Source organism: Mesorhizobium sp. M7D.F.Ca.US.005.01.1.1, from assembly GCF_003952545.1.
Taxonomy (GTDB): Bacteria; Pseudomonadota; Alphaproteobacteria; order Rhizobiales; family Rhizobiaceae; genus Mesorhizobium; species Mesorhizobium loti.
Genome location: NZ_CP034453.1, coordinates 3,197,493 through 3,217,858 on the forward strand (window position 1 = coordinate 3,197,493; position 20,366 = coordinate 3,217,858).

At 61.9% G+C, this 20,366-nt stretch carries 16 protein-coding genes; 10 read left to right on the top strand and 6 right to left on the bottom strand.

The window, feature by feature from the left end:
* Positions 1–287: 287 nt before the first annotated feature.
* From EJ076_RS15250 to EJ076_RS15260, 3 genes are all read left to right on the top strand, one after another.
* Complete coding sequence (locus tag EJ076_RS15250) at positions 288–2,270, top strand: nucleoside-diphosphate sugar epimerase/dehydratase (protein WP_164548648.1); 1,983 nt, start codon at positions 288–290, stop codon at positions 2,268–2,270.
* A gap of 33 nt (positions 2,271–2,303) precedes the next feature.
* Entirely contained in the window at positions 2,304–3,236 is a 933-nt protein-coding gene (locus EJ076_RS15255) for a glycosyltransferase family 2 protein (protein WP_126068440.1), read from the top strand.
* A 112-nt stretch (positions 3,237–3,348) separates the two neighbouring features.
* Positions 3,349–3,888 carry a sugar transferase gene (locus EJ076_RS15260; protein ID WP_126068441.1) on the top strand — a complete coding sequence of 180 codons (540 nt, stop codon included), beginning with the start codon at positions 3,349–3,351 and terminating at the stop codon, positions 3,886–3,888.
* Positions 3,889–4,007: 119 nt separating this feature from the next.
* Here EJ076_RS15260 and EJ076_RS15265 read toward each other — a convergent pair whose 3' ends face one another.
* Both EJ076_RS15265 and EJ076_RS15270 read right to left on the bottom strand, forming a co-directional pair.
* Positions 4,008–4,943, bottom strand: coding sequence for an NAD-dependent epimerase/dehydratase family protein (locus tag EJ076_RS15265; protein ID WP_126068442.1), 936 nt, complete (start codon positions 4,941–4,943; stop codon positions 4,008–4,010).
* A complete protein-coding gene (locus EJ076_RS15270; protein ID WP_126068443.1) occupies positions 4,940–6,265 on the bottom strand; it encodes an O-antigen ligase in 1,326 nt (441 codons plus the stop codon). Before EJ076_RS15270 ends, EJ076_RS15265 begins: the two co-directional genes overlap by 4 nt.
* 491 nt (positions 6,266–6,756) lie before the next feature.
* Here EJ076_RS15270 and cysD point away from each other — a divergent pair, with 491 nt between their 5' ends.
* The 3 genes from cysD to cysQ are packed head-to-tail and all read left to right on the top strand — an operon-like array spanning position 6,757 to position 10,404.
* The gene (gene cysD / locus EJ076_RS15275; protein WP_109662399.1) at positions 6,757–7,662 is read left to right on the top strand and encodes a sulfate adenylyltransferase subunit CysD; all 906 of its coding nucleotides are present in this window, start codon (positions 6,757–6,759) and stop codon (positions 7,660–7,662) included.
* Positions 7,663–7,664: 2 nt separating this feature from the next.
* On the top strand, positions 7,665–9,602 hold the full coding sequence (cysN, locus tag EJ076_RS15280; protein WP_164548850.1) for a sulfate adenylyltransferase subunit CysN: 1,938 nt from the start codon (positions 7,665–7,667) through the stop codon (positions 9,600–9,602).
* A 10-nt stretch (positions 9,603–9,612) separates the two neighbouring features.
* A complete protein-coding gene (gene cysQ, locus EJ076_RS15285) occupies positions 9,613–10,404 on the top strand; it encodes a 3'(2'),5'-bisphosphate nucleotidase CysQ (protein WP_164548851.1) in 792 nt (263 codons plus the stop codon).
* A 14-nt stretch (positions 10,405–10,418) separates the two neighbouring features.
* Here the strand turns inward: cysQ and EJ076_RS15290 are convergent, their stop codons facing one another.
* The 4 genes from EJ076_RS15290 to EJ076_RS15305 form a co-directional block, all read right to left on the bottom strand.
* On the bottom strand, positions 10,419–11,561 hold the full coding sequence (locus EJ076_RS15290) for a DegT/DnrJ/EryC1/StrS aminotransferase family protein (protein WP_126068445.1): 1,143 nt from the start codon (positions 11,559–11,561) through the stop codon (positions 10,419–10,421).
* Between the two features lie 261 nt (positions 11,562–11,822).
* Positions 11,823–12,746 (bottom strand): carbohydrate kinase, encoded by a 924-nt coding sequence (locus EJ076_RS15295; RefSeq protein ID WP_126068446.1) that lies wholly within the window; start codon positions 12,744–12,746, stop codon positions 11,823–11,825.
* The gene (locus tag EJ076_RS15300) at positions 12,743–13,189 is read right to left on the bottom strand and encodes an RbsD/FucU domain-containing protein (RefSeq protein ID WP_126068447.1); all 447 of its coding nucleotides are present in this window, start codon (positions 13,187–13,189) and stop codon (positions 12,743–12,745) included. Before EJ076_RS15300 ends, EJ076_RS15295 begins: the two co-directional genes overlap by 4 nt.
* A complete protein-coding gene (locus tag EJ076_RS15305; RefSeq protein ID WP_109662414.1) occupies positions 13,189–14,415 on the bottom strand; it encodes an ROK family transcriptional regulator in 1,227 nt (408 codons plus the stop codon). The genes EJ076_RS15300 and EJ076_RS15305 overlap by 1 nt, the downstream gene beginning before the upstream one ends.
* A 227-nt stretch (positions 14,416–14,642) precedes the next feature.
* On the opposite strand from EJ076_RS15305, the gene EJ076_RS15310 reads away from it, so the two are divergent.
* The 4 genes from EJ076_RS15310 to EJ076_RS15325 all read left to right on the top strand — a co-directional run bounded on the left by EJ076_RS15310 (position 14,643) and on the right by EJ076_RS15325 (position 20,366).
* Positions 14,643–15,659, top strand: a complete 1,017-nt coding sequence (locus EJ076_RS15310) for a sugar ABC transporter substrate-binding protein (RefSeq protein WP_024503693.1) — start codon at positions 14,643–14,645, stop codon at positions 15,657–15,659.
* A gap of 160 nt (positions 15,660–15,819) precedes the next feature.
* On the top strand, positions 15,820–16,881 hold the full coding sequence (locus tag EJ076_RS15315; protein ID WP_109662417.1) for an ABC transporter permease: 1,062 nt from the start codon (positions 15,820–15,822) through the stop codon (positions 16,879–16,881).
* A gap of 2 nt (positions 16,882–16,883) precedes the next feature.
* Positions 16,884–17,666, top strand: coding sequence for an ATP-binding cassette domain-containing protein (locus EJ076_RS15320; protein ID WP_027035860.1), 783 nt, complete (start codon positions 16,884–16,886; stop codon positions 17,664–17,666).
* Positions 17,667–17,897: 231 nt separating this feature from the next.
* Positions 17,898–20,366 carry a glycogen/starch/alpha-glucan phosphorylase gene (locus EJ076_RS15325; RefSeq protein WP_126068448.1) on the top strand — a complete coding sequence of 823 codons (2,469 nt, stop codon included), beginning with the start codon at positions 17,898–17,900 and terminating at the stop codon, positions 20,364–20,366.

Below are 20,366 nucleotides of genomic sequence, written 5' to 3' on the forward strand. Positions count from 1 at the left end.
TGACTGAGAATCGGTATTTTGATTCAAGGCTCCAATTTGGAGGTAGACTGTCGGTGTAGCCGACGCTCTCCGTCCCGTTTTTTATGGCTTCAGATTGTACACGAGCTCGAAGTCCACCAACCGCGTCTCCAAAAAAACATCTAGCTATGCCTCTCGCCCCGCAGTATGCGATACAGGACGGCGGGGGCCGGGGATGGCACTTGAGAAAGTTGATCGGCCGCGAAGTATCTTCGTGTTCGGACTTTGCTTATAGTCGCCCCCGTGAGCCTGGAGTCTAGTGCCGTCCAATGAATTCTTACCTCGAATCAGTATTCGGGCTCCGGCCACAGATGCGGCGTGCCTTCATCATGGTCCAGGACGTGGTCATGGTCCTGGTCGCCGTAGCGCTCAGCCTCGTCCTTTCGCGGTCGGATCTTTCGTTCGATGCGCTCTCCGAAGAGGGCTTGGTCACCTGGGCGAGCATCATTCTCATCAGCCATTTGCTGTTCAGATATTGTGGCCTCTACACCACGGTCTGGCGCTTTGCTTCGACGCCGGACTTTTTCAACATCCTGAAGAGCTGTGCGATTTTGACGCTCACTCTTTACCTGGCTTCGCTGCTGGTTCGTTCTTTCCAGCCTGTGGCTGGGCTCAACGAGCGTCAGTTCATCGTCTTCTTCCTCGTCTCCTTCACCGTCATATCGGCGCCGCGGCTGTTCTACCGCTTCCTGCGCGACGGCGCGAGCTGGGGCATTCTAGGCGGCAAGACCGACAAGACGCAGGCCAAGCGAGCATTGTTCGTTGGCCGGCTCGGCGAGGCCGACCTGATCATTCGCTTCACACGCACGGCGCAGCCGGCGGACTATTCCATCGCGGGCATCATGGCGACCGAGCGCGGCGCGCCGTTGGGGACGCGGATTCAAGGTGTTCCCGTGGTGGCGACCCGGCCGCGTCTGATCGATGTCCTGGAAGACTACGCTACCGGCACCAAAAGCCTGGACTTGCTGATTTTCGGCAGCGGCGCCGAACACGAGATCGAGGAGTATTCGGAACTCGTCCGCGTTGCCCGGCACGGCGACATAAATGTGGTGCAATTCTCAGGTCTTTCGGAGCTGGAACAGCACGGAAAGCTGGTTCTCGACACCGTCGAGATGGAAACGATCCTGCGGCGTCCGACAGTCGCGTCCGATATCGAGCGCATCAGCGCCTTTGTGGGCGGCAAACGCGTTCTGGTGACGGGCGGCGCGGGCTCGATCGGCCAAACCCTGGTCAAACGGTCGCTGCAGCTGGGAGCGGAAGCGGTGCTGGTCGCCGACAACTCCGAATTCGGCATTTTCCAGCTGAGCCAGTATATTGGCGAGAAGGACCACGACCGTCTCAAGGTCCGTATCGTCGATGTCGCGGACCGGCGCCAGATAACGCGTGTCGTCACGGAATTCCGGCCGGACATCATCTTTCATGCCGCCGCGCTCAAGCACGTTCCGCTGCTCGAGGAAAACTGGGATTCGGCCATCCAGACCAATATTTTCGGAACACTCGTCTGTGCCGAGGTCGCCGCCAAATGCGGGGTTGCGCAATTTGTCCTGATATCGAGCGACAAGGCGGTGGATCCGACATCGGTGCTTGGCATGACGAAGCGGGCCGCCGAACAGATCGTCAGCGCCTTGCATGGGACGCCATCAGGCGAGCCGGGCGGGCGGCGCTGCGCCACCAAATTCATAGCTGTGCGGTTCGGCAATGTTTTTGGCAGCAATGGGTCGGTGGCGACCATATTCCAGGCGCAGATCGAGGCTGGGGGACCGGTCACCATCACCGACCGGCGCATGACACGCTATTTCATGACCGTGGCCGAAGCCGTCGATCTTGTCATCATGTCGGCGACCGATGCCGCGTCCAGGCACAACGGAGACGACTATGCCGTCTATATGCTCGACATGGGCAAGCCGGTGCCGATTCTTGAAGTGGCCGAAACGATGATCCGCATGTCAGGAAAGAGCCCATACAAGGACATCGCAATCCGGTTCACCGGCATAAGGCCGGGCGAAAAACTCCACGAAACGCTGCATGGCGAAGACGAGGAACTCGTCGAACTCGGCATTTCGAAGATTTTTGGCCTTAGCACGGACGTCGTGGAATGGTCGGATGTCCAGATCGCGCTCACGGCCCTGCAGCAATCGGCGAAGAACCAGGACAAGGCTGCCGCGCTCGCCGTGTTGGCAGGTCTTGACCGCGCCAAGAAGGCCAGGGGGAGTGCACGCGCGATCCCGAAAACGGCCGGGCAGGCGAGCTAGGCCCGATTCAGAATTCAGAAAGCGATCTTGGTCGTGAGCAAAGCAGATCTGCGCGTCGCGGTCCTGATGGGCACCAAGGATGGCGCGGCCTTCATCGATGAACAGCTGCAGTCCCTGCTCGCGCAGTCGCACCCTCTGGTCGATCTGTGGATATCCGACGATGGCTCCATCGATGGCACGACGGCCATCATCGAGACATGGAAATCGCGCTGGCCCAAGGGTCGAGTGACCCTCGTGGAGGGGCCGCGGCAAGGCTTCGCCGCCAATTTCCGATCGATGATCCTCGATCGACGCATCGATGCGGACTGCTATGCCTTCTGCGACCAGGATGATATCTGGGAGTCCGACAGGCTGGAAAGCGCCATCCGCTGGATGCAGGCCCATGACGCAAAAGCCCCGCTGATGTTTTGCTCGCGAACCGCGACCATGACGGAAACGGGAAACCTCGTCGGCCATTCGCCGCTGTTTGCCCGGCCGCCATCCTTTCGCAACGCGCTTGTGCAAAGCATCGCCGGCGGCAACACCATCCTGCTCAACGCCGCGGCACGCGACCTGCTGGCCAGGGCCTCCGCGCGGACCGGGTTCGTCAGCCACGACTGGTGGGCCTATCTCATCGTGACCGCCGCCGGCGGCATCGTCCGCTACGATCCACGGCCGCTGGTGCGCTACCGGCAGCACGCGGCAAACCTCGTCGGCGCCAACGTGTCGTGGCGAGCAAGGGTTTCCCGGCTTGGCCGCCTGTTCAAGGGTGAGTTCGCCGGCTGGACGGATCTCAACCTTGACGGTCTTGCCGTCAATCGCGACCTCCTGACCGAGGACGCGGCGGCATGCCTCGAGCTGTTCACCAGCGGGCGGCAGGGCGGTCTCTTCCGCCGCTTGGCAGCCTTGCGCAAAAGCGGTGTCTATCGGCAGACTCTTTCCGGGACCCTGGGGCTCTATCTCGCTTTCATCCTGGGGCGCATTTGAGCATCGGACAGCTGCGTGGCGCGCTTGGTCAGGAGATGAGCTCATGCTACGTCGACGGGCTTGGCCTGCGGCGTTGCCTCGGGACTTTGGCAGGGAGCATTATCGGCCGTTCATGAAGGCAGCCAAGCACATCTTCGATCTTGCCGGTGCGGTTCTGCTGCTGGTGGCCACATCTCCTGTTTTGATGCTGGCCGTCCTTGCCATCAGGGCATCGTCGCCCGGTCCGGCTATTTTTTCGCAGACGCGGGTCGGCCGTGACGGCCTGCTTTTTCGCTGTCACAAGTTGCGCACGATGTATGTCGGCACGCCATCATTGCCCTCGCATGAAGCGCCGGCGAATTCCGTGACATCGGTTGGAAGGGTCTTGCGGAAGTTCAAGCTCGATGAGCTGCCGCAGTTCTGGAACGTCCTGAAGGGCGAGATGAGCCTTGTTGGGCCGCGCCCCTGCCTGCCGACCCAAACGCAATTGATCGAGTATCGCAGGCGGCTGGGCGTGTTGGCCGCACTTCCGGGCATAACCGGCCTGGCCCAGATCAAGGGCATCGACATGTCGAACCCGGAGCTTCTGGCCCAAACGGATGCCGTCTATCTCCGCACGGCGTCGTTCTGGCTCGACCTTCGGATCCTGCTTGGAACGCTCTATCGAAGCTGAACAGACCATGATCCCCAAAAGTGGAAGCCGGTTTTTGGGAAAGATCATGGTCAGACAAAAAGCCATGATTCCCAAAAAGTGGAAGCCGGTTCTGGGAACGATCAAGGTCAAACAAGACGTCAGGATTTACTGAGCCGCGCTAGCTCGGCCAACCGCTCCAGCATGGCGGTTTCAGGCGCCCAGCCTTGCGATACCAGCAGGGCAGGGTCGCATATCTGAATAGCGGTCAGGCTGTCCCAAAACGCTCGCTTGCCCAGCCCGCTTGCTGCCGGCCGTATCAGGCCGGCCGGCACAGTCATCAGGCGCCTCGGCCGCCCGAAACCTTTGCGAAAGGCGGCGATGATAGCCTCGACGGCGACCGGTGGCACATCGGCGCCAACATAGATGGGGCGAAGTGGCCCCGAATGGCTCAGCAGGTGCGACACCGCTCGCGCTGTGGCTTCGCTGGACATCAGCGAGCGGATTCCCGTCAAGGCGCCCGTTGGCAGCGGCAGCGCCGTATCGGCCAGGCGCATTAGCGTCGCGAGGTTTCCCTTCATGCCGCTTCCATAGACCGGAGGCAGGCGCAACACGGCGGCGTCGGGGCGGCCATGCGACGCATAGGCGTCCAAAACCTTAATCTCGCCCTCGCGCTTCGAGCGTCCATAGACGCATTGCGGGGCAGGGGGCGTGTTCTCGTCGATCGTCGCGCTGACGCGAGCGCCGATCACGGCCCTAATCGAAGAGAGATGGATGAAGCGTCCGCTTGCCTGTGCGGCCGCTGCATGTGCCAGCCGCGCGCTCAATTCCACATTGGCCGCCCGATAGTCGTCTTCGCTGACATCGCCCTGATCATTGTTGAGGCCGGCACAATGGACAACATGGGTCACATCCCTGGTGAGCGCCAGGAAGGCCGCGGCCGGCGCATCGAAATTGGGCATCGGCACCGCGCCATCCCCCAGCCCAAGTCTTTCCGGATGGCGGGAGGCAAGGCGAAGCTCGACACCGGCTTCGCGAAGGTGGCGCACGACAAGACGCCCGATGAAACCTGTCGCGCCCGTGACCAGAACCTTCATGGCCTTGCCCGGAACAGCTCTTGCGTGGCTGACGGAAGTGCTCGCTCTTCCATCTCTGGTGCAAGTGCCTGCTCTTCCAACAAGGGAACCTGGCGTCCGGAGGCGAGATATGTTCCGCTCACCAGGAAGACCATCAGCACCGAGTCCAGAATGTCATGGCCGACCAGGATGCCTGTCATTCCGGCCGTCAGATAGGTGATCACCACGACGACAATCATCGTCGCGCCGAAGCGCTCGATCGGATCGCTGCTGTTTCGCAAGACCCGGGCGGCATTTCCAGCCGCAACGGCAAAGATAGCGGCCAGCGTCACGGCGCCCAGAATTCCAGCTTGCACCAAGGCGGTCAGGAAGCCGTTGTGGAAATGGTTGAAGCCGGCGTCCATCGCGAACTGGTCATGAAAGCCTTGCTTTATCAGTAGCTGAGTCGCACCCACACCATGTCCGAACACTGGCATGTCATGGAATGCCTTGAGGCCGATCTGCCAAAGCGCAACACGTATTCCCACCGAGGTGTCGTAATTGCTGCTGGCTCCAAGCGCGTTCAAATCGGAGCGCAGAAAGTCCACGCGCCCGGATATCGCTTGGAAGCCGAAAGCGGCAATCACGACGCCGACCGCCGCCAGCAGCAGCAGCAGGCGAACGGCATTCCTGCCTCTGAGCCTCTGACGGTTGATCAGCAAAACAGCGATGCCGGCTATCGGCAGCGCCAGCCAGGCGATACGCGAGCCGGAATAGATGACGGCGATCGTCCCGGCCAATGTCGCGTAGAAGAGGGGGTTCCGGGCTCGCTCGATGCCGGACAAGGCGCCGGCTACACAGATCACCACGGCAAGGCAGACGACGGTTGCGAAGACGATCGGATTTCCGGCCCCACCCTCGGCCCTGACCCCAATCCAATATTGCTGGATGACGGCCATGAGCAGCGCGACAAAACAGGCGGCCATGCTGCTGAGCACGACGATGCGGGCAAGCGTGGTTTTCCGCGTGATGCTCCAGGTCGAATAGGACACGGGGAAAAACAGGAAGGTCACGAGCGGGATAAGATGTGGCGCATCCCGGACGAACGAGTTGTTGACGATGGAAGCCAGGAGATTGGCAGCGCAGTAGGCATAGATCGCGACCGTCAGCCAGATCATCGGCCGGTCGGCGTTGAAGCGCCTTTTCCGTAAAGCAATCAGCAGGACGGATGAGAGGCCGCCGCCGTTGAACACGAAGCTGACCACCGATCCCAGAACCGGTGGAAAAAAGAAACAAAGAATGGAGAAGTAGATATTGATCCGAGAAGGCGTGAATTGCTGTCTCAGGGATGAAGGCCGGCTCAATTTTCGGGCTCGCTATTTTCGGGGCGTTTCATGCGGCGGATCTTGTTTAGCGAAGTAGAATGCGCTCGCCTCGAAATTGCCCATGCCTCATGATGCACTTGCCCAGCTTCCCGAGGCTGGTATAGCGGCTGGGCTCCTTTTTCGATAGTGTGTCGGAGCCGATTGCCCCTGAAAATCGGCAGCCGGCGCTGATCGATCAGGGGAGGTCCCGGGAGCGGCCGCAGCCGGTCCGTTCAAGCAATATTTTCCTCGCGTTTTCTCAACTGTTGAGCTTGCGAGCAGGAATTTCCGGGTTTTTAGGTATCCGTGGAAAATTCATTCTCGAACGATGTGCTGCGGGGCCAGTCCAGCATTGTTCTTGACAACAGCGATCTGCTAGAACGCCGGCACGACAGAGATTGTCCAGAAGCAAAGCTTGAACCGGGCGCAAAAAGCTCGACGATTTGAGGCAAGGCCTTCTGTTAAAAGGCACGAGAGAACGCTCACAGTCCATGACAACCGCGCTTACGCATCTTCAGCGGCTTGAAGCCGAATCCATTCATGTATTCCGCGAGGTTGCGGCCGCTTTCACCAAGCCGGTCATGCTCTATTCGGTCGGCAAGGATTCATCCGTGCTGATGCATCTGGCGATGAAGGCCTTTTATCCCGCCAAGCCGCCGTTTCCCTTTCTTCATGTCGACACGACGTGGAAGTTTCGCGAGATGATCGCCTTTCGCGATCAGATGGCGCAGAAACTCGGCTTCGATCTTCTGGTTCATGTCAACGAAGATGGCGTGCGCGACAACATCAATCCGTTCGACCATGGTTCGAACACGCACACCCATGTGATGAAGACCGTGGCGCTGCGCCAGGCGCTCGACAAATACGGTTTCGACGCGGCCTTTGGCGGCGCTCGTCGCGATGAGGAGAAATCGCGCGCCAAGGAGCGCATCTTTTCCTTCCGCAACGCCCAGCATGTGTGGGATCCGAAGAACCAACGCCCCGAGATGTGGAAGATATTCAACACCCGCATTGCATCGGGTGAATCGATTCGCGTCTTTCCGCTGTCGAACTGGACCGAACTCGATATCTGGCAGTATATCCTGCAGGAAAGTATTCCGATCGTGCCGCTCTATTTCGCCAAGGAACGGCCTGTGGTGGAACGCGACGGCATGCTGATCCTCAGGGATGACGAGCGCATGAAGCTGCGCCCCGGCGAGACGGTGGAGAACCGGCTGGTGCGGTTCCGCACGCTGGGCTGCTATCCGCTGACCGGCGCCATCGAATCGGATGCTGATACGCTGGAAGCCATCGTCGGCGAAATGCTGACCGCGCGCACGTCCGAACGGCAGGGTCGCCTGATCGACCGCGATGAAGCCGGCTCGATGGAAAAGAAGAAGCGCGAGGGGTACTTTTGACCATGCGCCACATCATGGCAAAGAGCCTCGCACCCACCGACGGCGTCCGCGAGTATCTGGCAGCGCAGGAGAAGAAGTCGCTGCTGCGCTTCCTGACCTGCGGTTCCGTCGATGACGGCAAGTCGACGTTGATCGGGCGCCTGCTGTCCGACACCAAGCAGATTTTCGAGGACCAGCTCGCCGCGCTCGAACGCGATTCGCGCAAGCATGGCACGACGGGCGACGACATCGATTTTGCGCTGCTGGTCGACGGTCTCGAGGCTGAGCGTGAGCAAGGCATCACTATCGACGTTGCCTATCGCTTCTTCGCCACGCCGAAGCGCAAGTTCATCGTTGCCGATACGCCCGGCCACGAACAATACACGCGTAACATGGCGACCGGCGCCTCGACCGCCGACCTGGCGATCGTGCTGATCGATGCCCGGCAAGGGGTGTTGCGCCAGACCAGACGCCACTCGATCATCGCCTCGCTGCTCGGCATCCGCCACATCGTGCTGGCCGTCAACAAGATCGATCTCGTCGGGTTCGACCAGGCGGTCTTCGACCGGATCGTTGAAGACTACCGGCAATTCTCGCGCGATCTCGGTTTCCAAACCATCGTGCCGATCCCGATGTCGGCCCGCTACGGCGACAACGTCACCGGCCGTTCGGACAAGACGGAATGGTATTCCGGCCCCACGCTGATCGAGCAGCTCGAAACCGTGTCGGTCGATGAAGCGGTGGTTGAATTGCCGTTCCGTTTTCCGGTTCAGTATGTCAATCGCCCCAATCTCGATTTTCGCGGTTTTGCCGGCACGATCGCGTCCGGCTCGGTTGCACCCGGCGACGAGGTCGTTGTCGCCAAGTCCGGCAAATCCTCGCGCGTCAAGCGGATCGTCTCCTATGGCGGCGATCTCGCCCAGGCGGCTGCCGGCCAGGCCGTCACACTCGTTCTTGACGATGAGGTCGAGATCTCACGCGGCAACATGCTGGTTTCGCCGGCCGCACGGCCGCAGGTTGCAGACCAGTTCGCCGCCAACATCGTCTGGTTCGACGAACATGCGCTGCTGCCCGGCCGCTCCTACATTCTGCGCACTGAGACCGATCAGACCAGCGCCACCGTCACCGATCTGAAGTACCGGATCAACGTCAACGACTTTGCCCATGAAGCGGCCAAGTCGCTCGAAATGAACGAAGTCGGTATCTGCAACATCTCGACGCGGACGCCGATCGCCTTCGATCCCTTCGCCGAAAACCGCATCACCGGCGCCTTCATTCTGATCGACCGCATTTCCAACGCCACGGTCGGCGCCGGCATGATCCTGCACTCGCTGCGCCGCGCCGAAAACATCCATTGGCAGTCGCTCGATGTCGGCAAGCACGTGCGCGCAGACATGAAGAACCAGCGGCCCGCCGTGTTCTGGTTCACCGGGCTGTCGGGCTCCGGCAAGTCGACCATCGCCAACCTGTTCGAAAAGAAGCTGTTCGCCACCGGCCGCCATACCTATATCCTGGACGGCGACAATGTCCGTCACGGTCTCAACCGCGATCTTGGTTTCACCGACGCCGATCGCGTCGAGAACATCCGCCGCGTCGCCGAAGTGGCGCGTTTGATGGCCGATGCCGGGTTGATCGTCATTGTTTCGTTCATTTCGCCGTTCAGCGCCGAGCGGCGCATGGCGCGCGAATTGATGGCCGACGGAGAGTTCATCGAGGTGTTCGTCGATACGCCCTTCGAGGAATGCGCCAGGCGCGATCCGAAGGGCCTCTATGCGCGCGCACTGAATGGCGAGATCAAGAATTTCACTGGCGTCGATTCTCCTTACGAAGCGCCGGAAAACCCCGAAATCCATCTGAAGACACTCGGCAAATCGGCCGAAGAGATGGTAGATGCCCTGGAACACTGGCTGAACGAGCGCGACATTGCCGAAGACCAATACGACAGCGGCGGCGGCATCTGACGACAGGCCGATGCTCGAAATCTTCGAGCGGCTGGCCTTGGCGGCCGGGCGCGAGGTGATGCGCGTGTTCCACGCCGGCTGCGCGGTCGACCGCAAGTCCGATTCGTCGCCGGTGACCGAGGCGGACCGCGAGAGCGAGAAGATCATTCTCACCGGACTGCGCGCCGCATTTCCCGACATTCCCTGCGTGGCCGAGGAGGAAGCATCTGCCGGCATCGTGCCACCCGACCTGGACGGGGCTTTCTTCCTTATCGATCCGCTCGACGGCACCAAGGAATTCGTCAACCGCCGCACCGATTTTACCGTCAACATAGCGCTGGTTCGCGATGGCGTGCCGGAAGTCGGCGTCGTCTTTGCGCCTTGCACCGGCCGCTTCTTTTCCGGTCTGCCGGGCAGGGCGGAATCTCTCGAAATCGATGGCGACTACCAGATCGTCGGCCGCCGGCCGATTTCGGTGAGAACAGCCATGGCGCCGCTGGCCGTCGTTGCCAGTCGTTCGCACAATACGCCGGAAACCGAGGCCTATATTCGCGACCTCGGTGCCGCCGAAATCGTCTCGGTCGGCTCGTCGCTGAAATTCTGTCTTCTCGCCAGTGCCGAGGCGGATGTCTATCCGCGCTTCGGCCGCACCATGGAATGGGATACGGCGGCAGGCGACGCCGTGCTGCGCGCGGCCGGCGGCATGACGCGCACGCTCGATGGCCAGCCTCTGGTTTATGGCAAGCGCAGGCAAAGCGACGACGAGGACTTCGCCAATCCGCATTTCATTGCCAGCGGCAGGGCAGGGGTCAGCCCCGCCTGAGAAGGCCCCGCAGCCTACTCGGCTGCGGCCTGCGCTGAATTCGAGCCGATATAGTTACGGATCGTTTCGATGATGCGGTCCTGGTCGTCTTCGCTGAGGTAGGGGTGCATCGGCAGACAGAGGATCCGCTTCGGCAGGTCTTCCGACACGGCAAGGCCGGTCGGCGTGCGCGGGTAGTCGCGATAAGCGACCTGGGCATGCAGCGGCTTCACATAATAGATGACCGACGGAATGCCCTTTTCGCCGAGATGCGCCTTCAGCCCGTCGCGCTTCGGCGTCTCGATGGCGTACTGCGCCCAGGCCGAACGGCTGCCGTCCAGATTGCGGGCGGCGGTGACGACGTCGCCAAGCCCGTCGGCATAGCGCTTTGCCACCACCTGGCGGGCAACCATCTCGTCTTCGAGAATGGCCAGTTTCTCGATCAGGATCGCCGCCTGCAGCGTGTCGAGCCGCGAATTGATGCCAACGCGGACATTGTCGTATTGCGTTTCGCCCTTGCCGTGGAAAGCGAAGGATCTGAGCTGCTCGGCCAGCGCATCGTCATTGGTGAACATCGCGCCACCGTCGCCATAGCAGCCAAGCGGCTTTGCCGGGTAGAAGCTGGTCGAGCCGACCGCGCCGAACGAGCCGCACATCTTGCCGTCGAGCGAACCGCCCATCGACTGGGCGGCATCCTCGATCACCATCAGCCCTTCGCGGTTGGCGATCGCCATGATCGCCTCGTAGTCGGCGGCAAGCCCAAACAGATCGACGGGAATGATTGCCTTGGGCTTCAGCCGGCCTTCCTTCTTGATCATGGCGATGGCCGCTTCGAGGCTGGCAATGTCGATGTTGTACGTATGCGGGTCGACATCGACGAACACCGGCTCGGCCTTGGCCAGCGCCACCACTTCAGCGGTGGCGGCGAAAGTGAAGCTCGGCACGAACACCGCGTCACCCGGGCCGACGCCGGCCGCAAACAGCGGCAACAGCAGTGCATCTGTGCCGTTGGCGCAGGCCACGACATGCTTGGTGCCGATATAGGCAGCGAGCTTGTTCTCGAATTCGGTGACTTGCGGGCCGAGAATATAGCGGCCCTCGTCGACGACACGGTCGATCGCGGCCTTCAGCCGGTCGCGGATTCGTTCGCGCTGCGCGCCAAGATCGATGAACTGCATGTTGGCCTCAAAATGGTTTTAACCAGGCGGTTTAGCCAGATAACGGCCCGCTGGTACCAGAGTTGCGCTTGACGAGAAAGCCGGACACACAGAGCTGCAAATTGCCTGCGTGTTGCAGCCTGTTACCTGTATTTCCCGGCGGACCTTCGCGAGATGCCGGAAATCCGGGCTTCGTCGGGCGCGATCCCGCCTTTATAGCCCCACGCATCGGTCCTGCGAAACATAAAGTGATCGACTGGCTCAATCTATGTTGAGCGTTACTCAGGCGATCTCGTGCCGCCAGGGCGGATTGGCGCCGGCCCGTGACACGGTTACCGCCGCCGCCTTGGCGCCAAGCGCCAGCGCCTTGCCAATGGCGCTTTGCGAAAGGCTGGCGATTGCCGCCTTCGTCAGCAGGCCCTGCTCGTGCAGCGAGGCGAGGATGCCGGCGTTGAACGTGTCGCCAGCGCCGACCGTGTCGACCACCTCGACCTTTTCCGGCATCACCGTGACGGCGTGCTCCTTGCTGTAGCCGACGGCGCCTTCGCTGCCATGGGTGACGACGATCAGCTTGGGGCCGCGGTCCAGCCAGTTGCGGATGACATCCTCGTGCGAGCCGGCTTCGCCGAACCAGTTCAGGTCCTCGTCCGACAGTTTCACGATGTCGGCCATCGCCATCATGGCGCGGATGCGCCTGAGGTGCTTGGCCTTGTCAGGGATGAAGTTCGGCCGGATGTTGGGATCGAGCATCATGACGCGGCTTGCCTGCTCGCGCCGCATGAACTCTTCATAGGCACTGCCGGCGGGCTCCGAGATCAGGCTGATGGCGCCAAACAGCATGGCTTCGATCTCGCCGCCGAGCTGCGGCAGGTCGTCGATGGTCAGCAGGCGGCCGGCGGTGTTCTCGTCATAGAAGGTGTAGGTCGCCTGGCCGTTGGTGAGCTTGACGAAGGCCAGCGTCGTTGGCCGAGGCGAAGTGTGTGCATAGGTGGAACTGACCTTGCTCGCCCCAAGCGCGTCCCGGAACTGGCCGCCGAACAGATCCGACGACAGGCCCGAAAAGAAGCCGGCCGGCGCGCCGAGCCGGCCAAGCGCGATCGCCGTGTTGAACACGGCGCCGCCGACATAAGGCGCAAAGGCTGGCTCGCCCGCTGTCGTCGTGCGCGGCAGCATGTCGATCAGGGCTTCGCCGCAGCAGAGGATCATGGCTTCCTGGTCTCCGGCGGATAGATCACGCCCTTGCGGATGATGATGTTGGCGTAGAGCCGCGGCTCGCTTGTCGCGACGATGGCATGCGCCGATTTGACCCGTGCATAGAAGTCGGCGCCGGCCAGCGCAACCACCTTGCGGCCCGGCGCGCGTTTGGCGCAGATCGCCTCGATCTCATGATGGACGGGATCGGCAAGCGAGGGGTCGCCCTTGACCGAGGCGCGAAACAGCGCCTCCGGCACGGCATCATCCACCGGCAGCACGCTCAAGATCGCGTCGAGCACCGGGATGAGGTGGTGACCATCGGCTCGTACCAGTCGGGTTGCCTGTTCCTCGGCTGGATAATTTCCGTCGACAAGGGCGATTTCGTCACCATGGCCCATGCCGCGCAGGATCGCCAGAAGCTCTGGACCGAGCAGCGCCGGGATTCCGATCAGCATCAGGCGCTCCTGGAAATCGTCGTCGATCCGATCAGGAAGCGTTCGGAAAGTGGCAGGCTGGCGCCGCCGAGCGCCCGGGCATGAATGCCGACGGTCCCCTCGCGAACGGCGGGCAGCTTCAAACCTTCGCCGTCGATCGTGGCGATGGCCGCGATGATGGCGTCAACCAGCCGGCGGCGCACCGCCTTCGGCATCCAGCCGTCGATCACCGCCGCCTCGAAATCGATGACCGAGGATGCGGCGACGATGGCGTAGGCGAGCGCCCGCGAAGCGCTGGCGATCCAGTCGTCGAGCTCGGGTCCGATCTCGCCCCAATCTTCCGGCGATGTCCACAGATGCGAGGCCTCGACGCCGCGCGCATTGAGCGCCTTTTCGAGCATGGCGATGGACGCCACGTCGATCAGCTGGGTCGGTTTGCCGTCCGGCCCGGGCACGGGCATGGAGCCGAGTGCTCCGGCATTGCCTGTCGGGCCGCCGAAAAGCCGGCCATTCAGCACGATGCCGCCACCGGCAAAGGCGCCGATATAGAAATAGACGAAGTCACGCGCAGCCCCCGCCTGGCCGAAGACGAGCTCGGCGCCGCAGGCCGAAGTCGCATCGTTTTGCAAATAGACCGGAAAATCGCATTGCGCCTGGATGTCGGCCCTGATGTCGCGGTGGCGCCATTCGTCCATGACGTCGCGCGGGGCGCCGGCGGTATCGGCCCAGTTCCACAATTCGAACGGCATGGCGATGCCGAGTCCGGCGATGCGCTTGTCCTGTGCGGGCGTCAGCGCGCTGCGCATCTGCCGCATGCCGTTGCTGACGAAGTCCACCGTCTCGCGCGGCGCCGGGTAGCGGTATGAATGCTGCAGCATCGAGCGCACATTGCCGAGGAAATCGATCAGCACCAGTTCGGCGCTGCGGCGGCCGATCTTCAGGCCGATGAAGAAAGCGCCTTCGGGATTGAGCGCCATCGGGATGGAGGGCTGGCCGATCTTGCCGCGCAACGGCGCCTGGCGCAGCAGAAGGCTCTCTTCCTCCAGCTCGCGCATGATGACCGAAACCGTCTGCGCCGAAAGTCCGGTCATGCGGGCGATGTCGGATTTCGCCAGGCTGCCGTGCTGGCGCACCAGCGAGAGCACCAACCGCTCGTTGTGGTCGCGCATGCCGCTCTGGTTGGTGCCGCGGTGAATGAGGCTGTCATTCACCTCGGGCGAACCGTGCCTCGCAATGGCGGTTTCCACCCTGTTCCTCCCGTCGTTTCCCCTCAATGCTTTTGGGCCAGAATGGGTGAACGAAGCAAGGCTGTCAATAATAAATAAGAGTGATTTAATTATTGACAGAGGCTTCGGCCTAGTGTCTGTTGAGGCGGCGTCCGCGCTGGGAGAATATCGTGGATGCGCTGCAGGTGCCGGTTGGCCGGCATCGGAATGGTTCCACTGGGAGGAAAATCGTGACCAATACAAAACTATTGAAATCGACCGTGTTTGCCGCCGCGGCTCTGGGCCTGATGGCGTTTGCCTCGTCCGCATCCGCGGCCGGTGTCGGCGCCTGCCTGATCACCAAGACCGACACCAATCCCTTCTTCGTCAAGATGAAGGAAGGCGCGACCGCGAAGGCCAAGGAACTCGGCGTCGACCTCAAGACCTATGCCGGCAAGATCGACGGCGACAGCGAGAGCCAGGTCGCGGCGATCGAAAGCTGCATCGCCGACGGCGCCAAGGGTATCCTGATCACCGCGTCCGACACCAAGGGCATCGTGCCGACCGTGAAGAAGGCGCGTGATGCCGGCCTGCTGGTGATCGCGCTCGACACGCCGCTCGATCCGATCGACGCGGCCGACGCGACCTTTGCGACGGACAATCTCGAAGCCGGCAAGCTGATCGGCGCCTGGGCCGCCGCCACGCTCGGCGACAAGGCCAAGGACGCCAAGATCGGCTTCCTTGACCTGACGCCGTCGCAGCCGACCGTCGACGTGCTGCGCGATCAGGGCTTCATGATGGGCTACGGCATTGACGTGAAGGACCCCAACAAGATCGGCGACGAGACCGATCCGCGCATCGTCGGCCACGACGTCACCAACGGCAACGAAGAGGGCGGCCGCAAGGCGATGGAGAACCTTCTGCAGAAGGACAACACCATCAACGTCATCCACACCATCAACGAACCGGCCGCTGTCGGCGCCTACCAGGCGCTCAAGGCTGTCGGCCTCGAAAGCCAGGTGCTGATCGTTTCCGTCGACGGCGGCTGCCCCGGCGTGAAGTCGGTGGCCGAAGGTGTCATCGGCGCCACATCGCAGCAATATCCGCTGCAGATGGCGGCACTTGGCATCGAGGCGATCGCCGCTTTCGCCAAGGACGGAACCAAGCCGAAGCCGACCGAAGGCAAGAATTTCTTCGATACCGGCGTCAACCTGGTGACCGACAAGCCGGCCACTGGCGTGAAGTCCATCGACACCAAGGAAGGCCTCGCCAAGTGCTGGGGCTGATGCCGGTCTGACCGGCATCTACGGAACCTGAGCGGTCGGGGCTTGATCCCCGGCCGCTTCGGGTGGACGATGGGTCGCGTGACCGCGAACAATCACGGCGACAGACCGGAAAAGCGTGGACGGGTGTTGGCGCGTGGCTGGCACCCAACGGGGAGGAAACATGGCTCAAGCTCAGGAATTCGAGAAGGTTCTCTCGAGCAGCGATACAAGCGTTGCCGCTTTTGACGAGCATAAATCGGCCGTCAAGCGCATCCAGCATTTCCTGCATTCAACGCCGGCAGCGGTGCCGCTGATCGTGCTGGTTCTGGCGATCATCGTCTTCGGCATCACCATCGGAGGGCGTTTCTTTTCGTCCTACACGCTGACGTTGATCCTGCAGCAGATCGCCATCATCGGCATTCTGGGTGCTGCGCAGACATTGGTCATCCTGACCGCCGGCATCGATCTGTCGATCGGCGTGATCATGGTGATTTCAGCGGTGATCATGGGCAATTGCGCGGTCAGCTACGGCATGCCCAGCGTGCTCGCCGTGGCGATCGGACTTGCCGCTGGCGCGGCCTGCGGGCTGCTCAACGGGGTGCTGGTCGCCTACATGAAGCTGCCGCCCTTCATCGTGACGCTTGGCACCTGGAACATCGTCATGGCCACGAACTTCATCTATTCGGCCAATGAGACGATCCGCGACACCGACGTCGACACCCAGGCGCCGCTGCTGCATCTGTTTGCATTGAGCTTCAAGGTCGGCACGGCGGTGCTGACGCTCGGCGTCATTGCCACGGTCGTGCTCGTTCTGATCCTGTGGTACGTGCTCAATCACACGGCATGGGGCCGCCATGTCTACGCCGTTGGTGATGACCAGGAGGCGGCGAAGCTGTCGGGCATCCAGACCAAGAAGGTGCTGATGACGGTCTACACCCTTGCCGGGCTGATCGCCGCTTTCGCGGCCTGGGTCTCCATCGGCCGCAATGGTTCGATCTCGCCGTCAGCCGCCGTCACCGACTACAATCTGCAGGCGATCACCGCGACGGTGATCGGTGGTATTTCTCTGTTTGGCGGACGCGGCTCGATCCTGGGCACGCTGTTCGGCGCGATGATCGTCGGCGTCGTCTCCATGGGCCTCAACATGCTGGGCGCCGATCCACAATGGAAAGTGCTGCTCACCGGTGTGCTGATCATCGGCGCCGTGGCGGTCGACCAATGGATCAGAAAGGTTTCGGCATGACCATGACCCAGGAACCCATTCTCACCGCTCGTGGCCTGGTCAAGCGCTATGGCCGCGTCACCGCCCTCGACAATGCCGACTTTGACCTCTACCCGGGTGAAATCCTCGCCGTCATCGGCGACAATGGCGCCGGCAAGTCGTCGCTCATCAAGGCGATTTCCGGCGCGGCCGTGCCCGATGAAGGCGAGATCCGGCTTGAAGGCAAACCCGTCGCCTTCAAATCACCGATGGAAGCCCGCGAAGCCGGCATCGAGACCGTCTATCAGAATCTGGCGCTGTCGCCGGCGCTGTCGATCGCCGACAACATGTTCCTTGGCCGCGAAATCCGCAAACCGGGTTTTCTGGGCGACTGGCTTCGTATGCTCGACCGTCCGGCGATGGAAAAGCGCGCCCGCGACAAGCTCACCGAGCTTGGCCTGATGACCATCCAGAACATTAGCCAGGCGGTGGAGACGCTCTCTGGCGGTCAGCGCCAGGGCGTGGCTGTGGCGCGCGCCGCCGCCTTCGGCAGCCGTGTGGTGATCATGGACGAGCCGACGGCCGCCCTTGGCGTCAAGGAAAGCCGCCGCGTGCTTGAACTGATCCTCGACGTCAAGAAGCGCGGCCTGCCGATCGTGCTGATATCGCACAACATGCCGCATGTCTTCGAAGTGGCCGACCGCATTCACATCCATCGGCTCGGCCGTCGCCTCTGCGTCATCGATCCCAAGCAATATACGATGTCCGACGCCGTCGCCTTCATGACCGGAGCAAAGGTCCCGCCGGAGGCGGCGCTGGCTGCCTGATGCATGTCGCCCAAAAGTGCGTAGCGGTTTTGGGACGGCATGCACGGAACAAAAACTTGAAGCGCGTCGCGCGGAATGTCTGAGCGCGCCGCGCTTCAAATTGCCAAATTGCCGCAGGGTAAGCTAGCCTGAGCTAATCTAAATCGATTGAATATATAGCGGTATCGGCTAGCATGGGCTGGGAGGAACCATGAAAGCCGGTATGATCATGGCAACCGCACGAGAGGCAGCATGACGAGCGCGATGACATCCGAACCCCTCCCGCCACTGCTCGAAAATCCTGATCCAGAGACGCTCGCAAGGGAAGTCTTGATGGCCCTCAAATACCGGGTCGGCAAGGACACCACCGTCGCGACCCAGTACGACTGGCTGACCGCCTCGATCAAGGTCGTGCGCGACCGCATCGTCGACCACTGGATGCAAGCGACGAAAGAGGCCTACGACCAGCAGGAAAAGCGCGTCTACTATCTGTCGCTGGAGTTCCTCATCGGCCGCCTGATGCGCGATGCCTTCTCCAATCTCGGCCTGATGGACAATATGCGCGAGGCGCTGTCGTCGCTGGGCGTCGATCTCGATCTCATCGCCGCACTCGAGCCGGATGCGGCACTCGGCAATGGCGGCCTCGGCCGGCTTGCCGCCTGCTTCATGGAAAGCATGGCGACCGTCGACATTCCCGCGCATGGCTACGGCATCCGCTATGCCAACGGCATGTTCCGCCAGGAGATTCATGACGGCTGGCAGGTCGAACTGCCCGAGACCTGGCTCGATCACGGCAACCCGTGGGAATTCGAACGCCGGGAGCGCTCGTTCGAGGTCGGGTTCGGCGGTTCGGTGGAATCGATCACCTCCAAGGACGGCCGGCTCGAGCGCCATGTCTGGAAGCCGACCGAGCATGTGCTGGCCGTCGCCTATGACACGCCCGTCGTCGGTTGGCGGGCCAATCGCGTCAACACGCTGCGGCTCTGGTCGGGCATGCCTGTCGATCCGATCCTGCTCGACAAGTTCAATGCCGGCGACCACATCGGCGCGCTTGCCGAAAGCAACAAGGCCGATGCCTTGTCGCGCGTGCTCTATCCCGCCGATTCCCACAAGGCCGGGCAGGAACTGCGGCTCAGGCAGGAGTACTTCTTCTCCACCGCCTCGCTGCAGGACATCGTCCAGCGCCATCTCAGCCAGTATGGCGACCTGAAGTCGCTGCCCGACAAGGCTGCGATCCATCTCAACGACACCCATCCGGCCATCGCGGTGCCCGAGCTGATGCGCCTGTTGATGGATGTGCACGGCATGGATTTCGACCTCGCCTGGAGCATCACCAAGCGCACCTTCGGCTACACCAACCACACGCTGCTGCCCGAGGCGCTGGAAAGCTGGCCGGTGCCGCTGTTCGAGCGGCTTTTGCCGCGCCATATGCAGATCGTCTACGCCATCAACGCCGAGGTGCTTCTGGAGGCGCGTGCCTCCAACCAGTTCTCGGACGAACAGATCGGCCGCATCTCGCTGATCCAGGAAAATGGCGACCGCCGGGTGCGCATGGGCAATCTGGCCTTTGTCGGCTCGCATTCGATCAACGGTGTTTCGGCGCTTCACACCGACCTGATGAAGGAGACGGTGTTCGCCGACCTACATAAGCTCTATCCCGATCGCATCAACAACAAGACCAACGGCATCACGCCGCGGCGCTGGCTGATCCAGTGCAATCCCGGGCTGACGTCGCTCGCTCGTGAGGCGATCGGCGACCGTTTTCTCGACGACATCGATGCCATCAAGGATCTCGATGTCTTTGCTGGCGATGCCGCCTTTCGCGACAAATTCGCCGCCGTCAAGCGCGCCAACAAGGCGCGGCTGGCCAACCTCGTCGCCGACCGGCTCGGCATCAAGGTCGATCCCTCGGCGCTGTTCGATATCCAGATCAAGCGCATCCACGAATACAAGCGCCAGCTTCTGAACATCCTCGAGGCGATCGCTCTCTACGATCAGATCCGCTCGCATCCCGAGCGCGACTGGATGCCGCGCGTGAAATTCTTCGGCGGCAAGGCGGCGCCCAGCTACCATAATGCCAAGCTGATCATCAAACTCGCCAACGACGTCGCCAAGGTCATCAACCGCGATCCGGCCGTGCGCGGTTTGCTGAAGGTGGTGTTCGTGCCGAACTACAATGTCAGCCTGGCCGAGATCATGATGCCGGCCGCTGACCTGTCCGAGCAGATCTCGACCGCCGGCATGGAAGCGTCGGGCACCGGCAACATGAAGTTCGCTCTGAACGGCGCGTTGACCATCGGCACGCTCGACGGCGCCAATGTCGAGATCAAGGAATGCGTCGGCGACGACAACATCTTCATCTTCGGCTTGACCACGGCCGAGGTCGCCGAGCGGCGCAACAATGGCTACAACCCGCGCGCCGTCATCGAGGGATCGCCTGAGCTGGCGCAAGCGGTTGCCGCCGTTTCGTCAGGCGTCTTCTCGCCTGATGACCCGGAGCGTTACCGCGACCTTATCAACGGTCTCTACAACAGCGACTGGTTCATGGTTGCCGCCGATTTCGATGCCTATGCCGCCGCCCAGCGCGAGGTCGATGCGGTCTGGCGCAACAGTCCCGACTGGTACGCCAGGGCAATCCGCAACGTTGCGCGTGTCGGCTGGTTCTCCTCCGATCGCACGATCCGCCAATATGCGAAAGAAATCTGGAACGTGCCTGTCTGA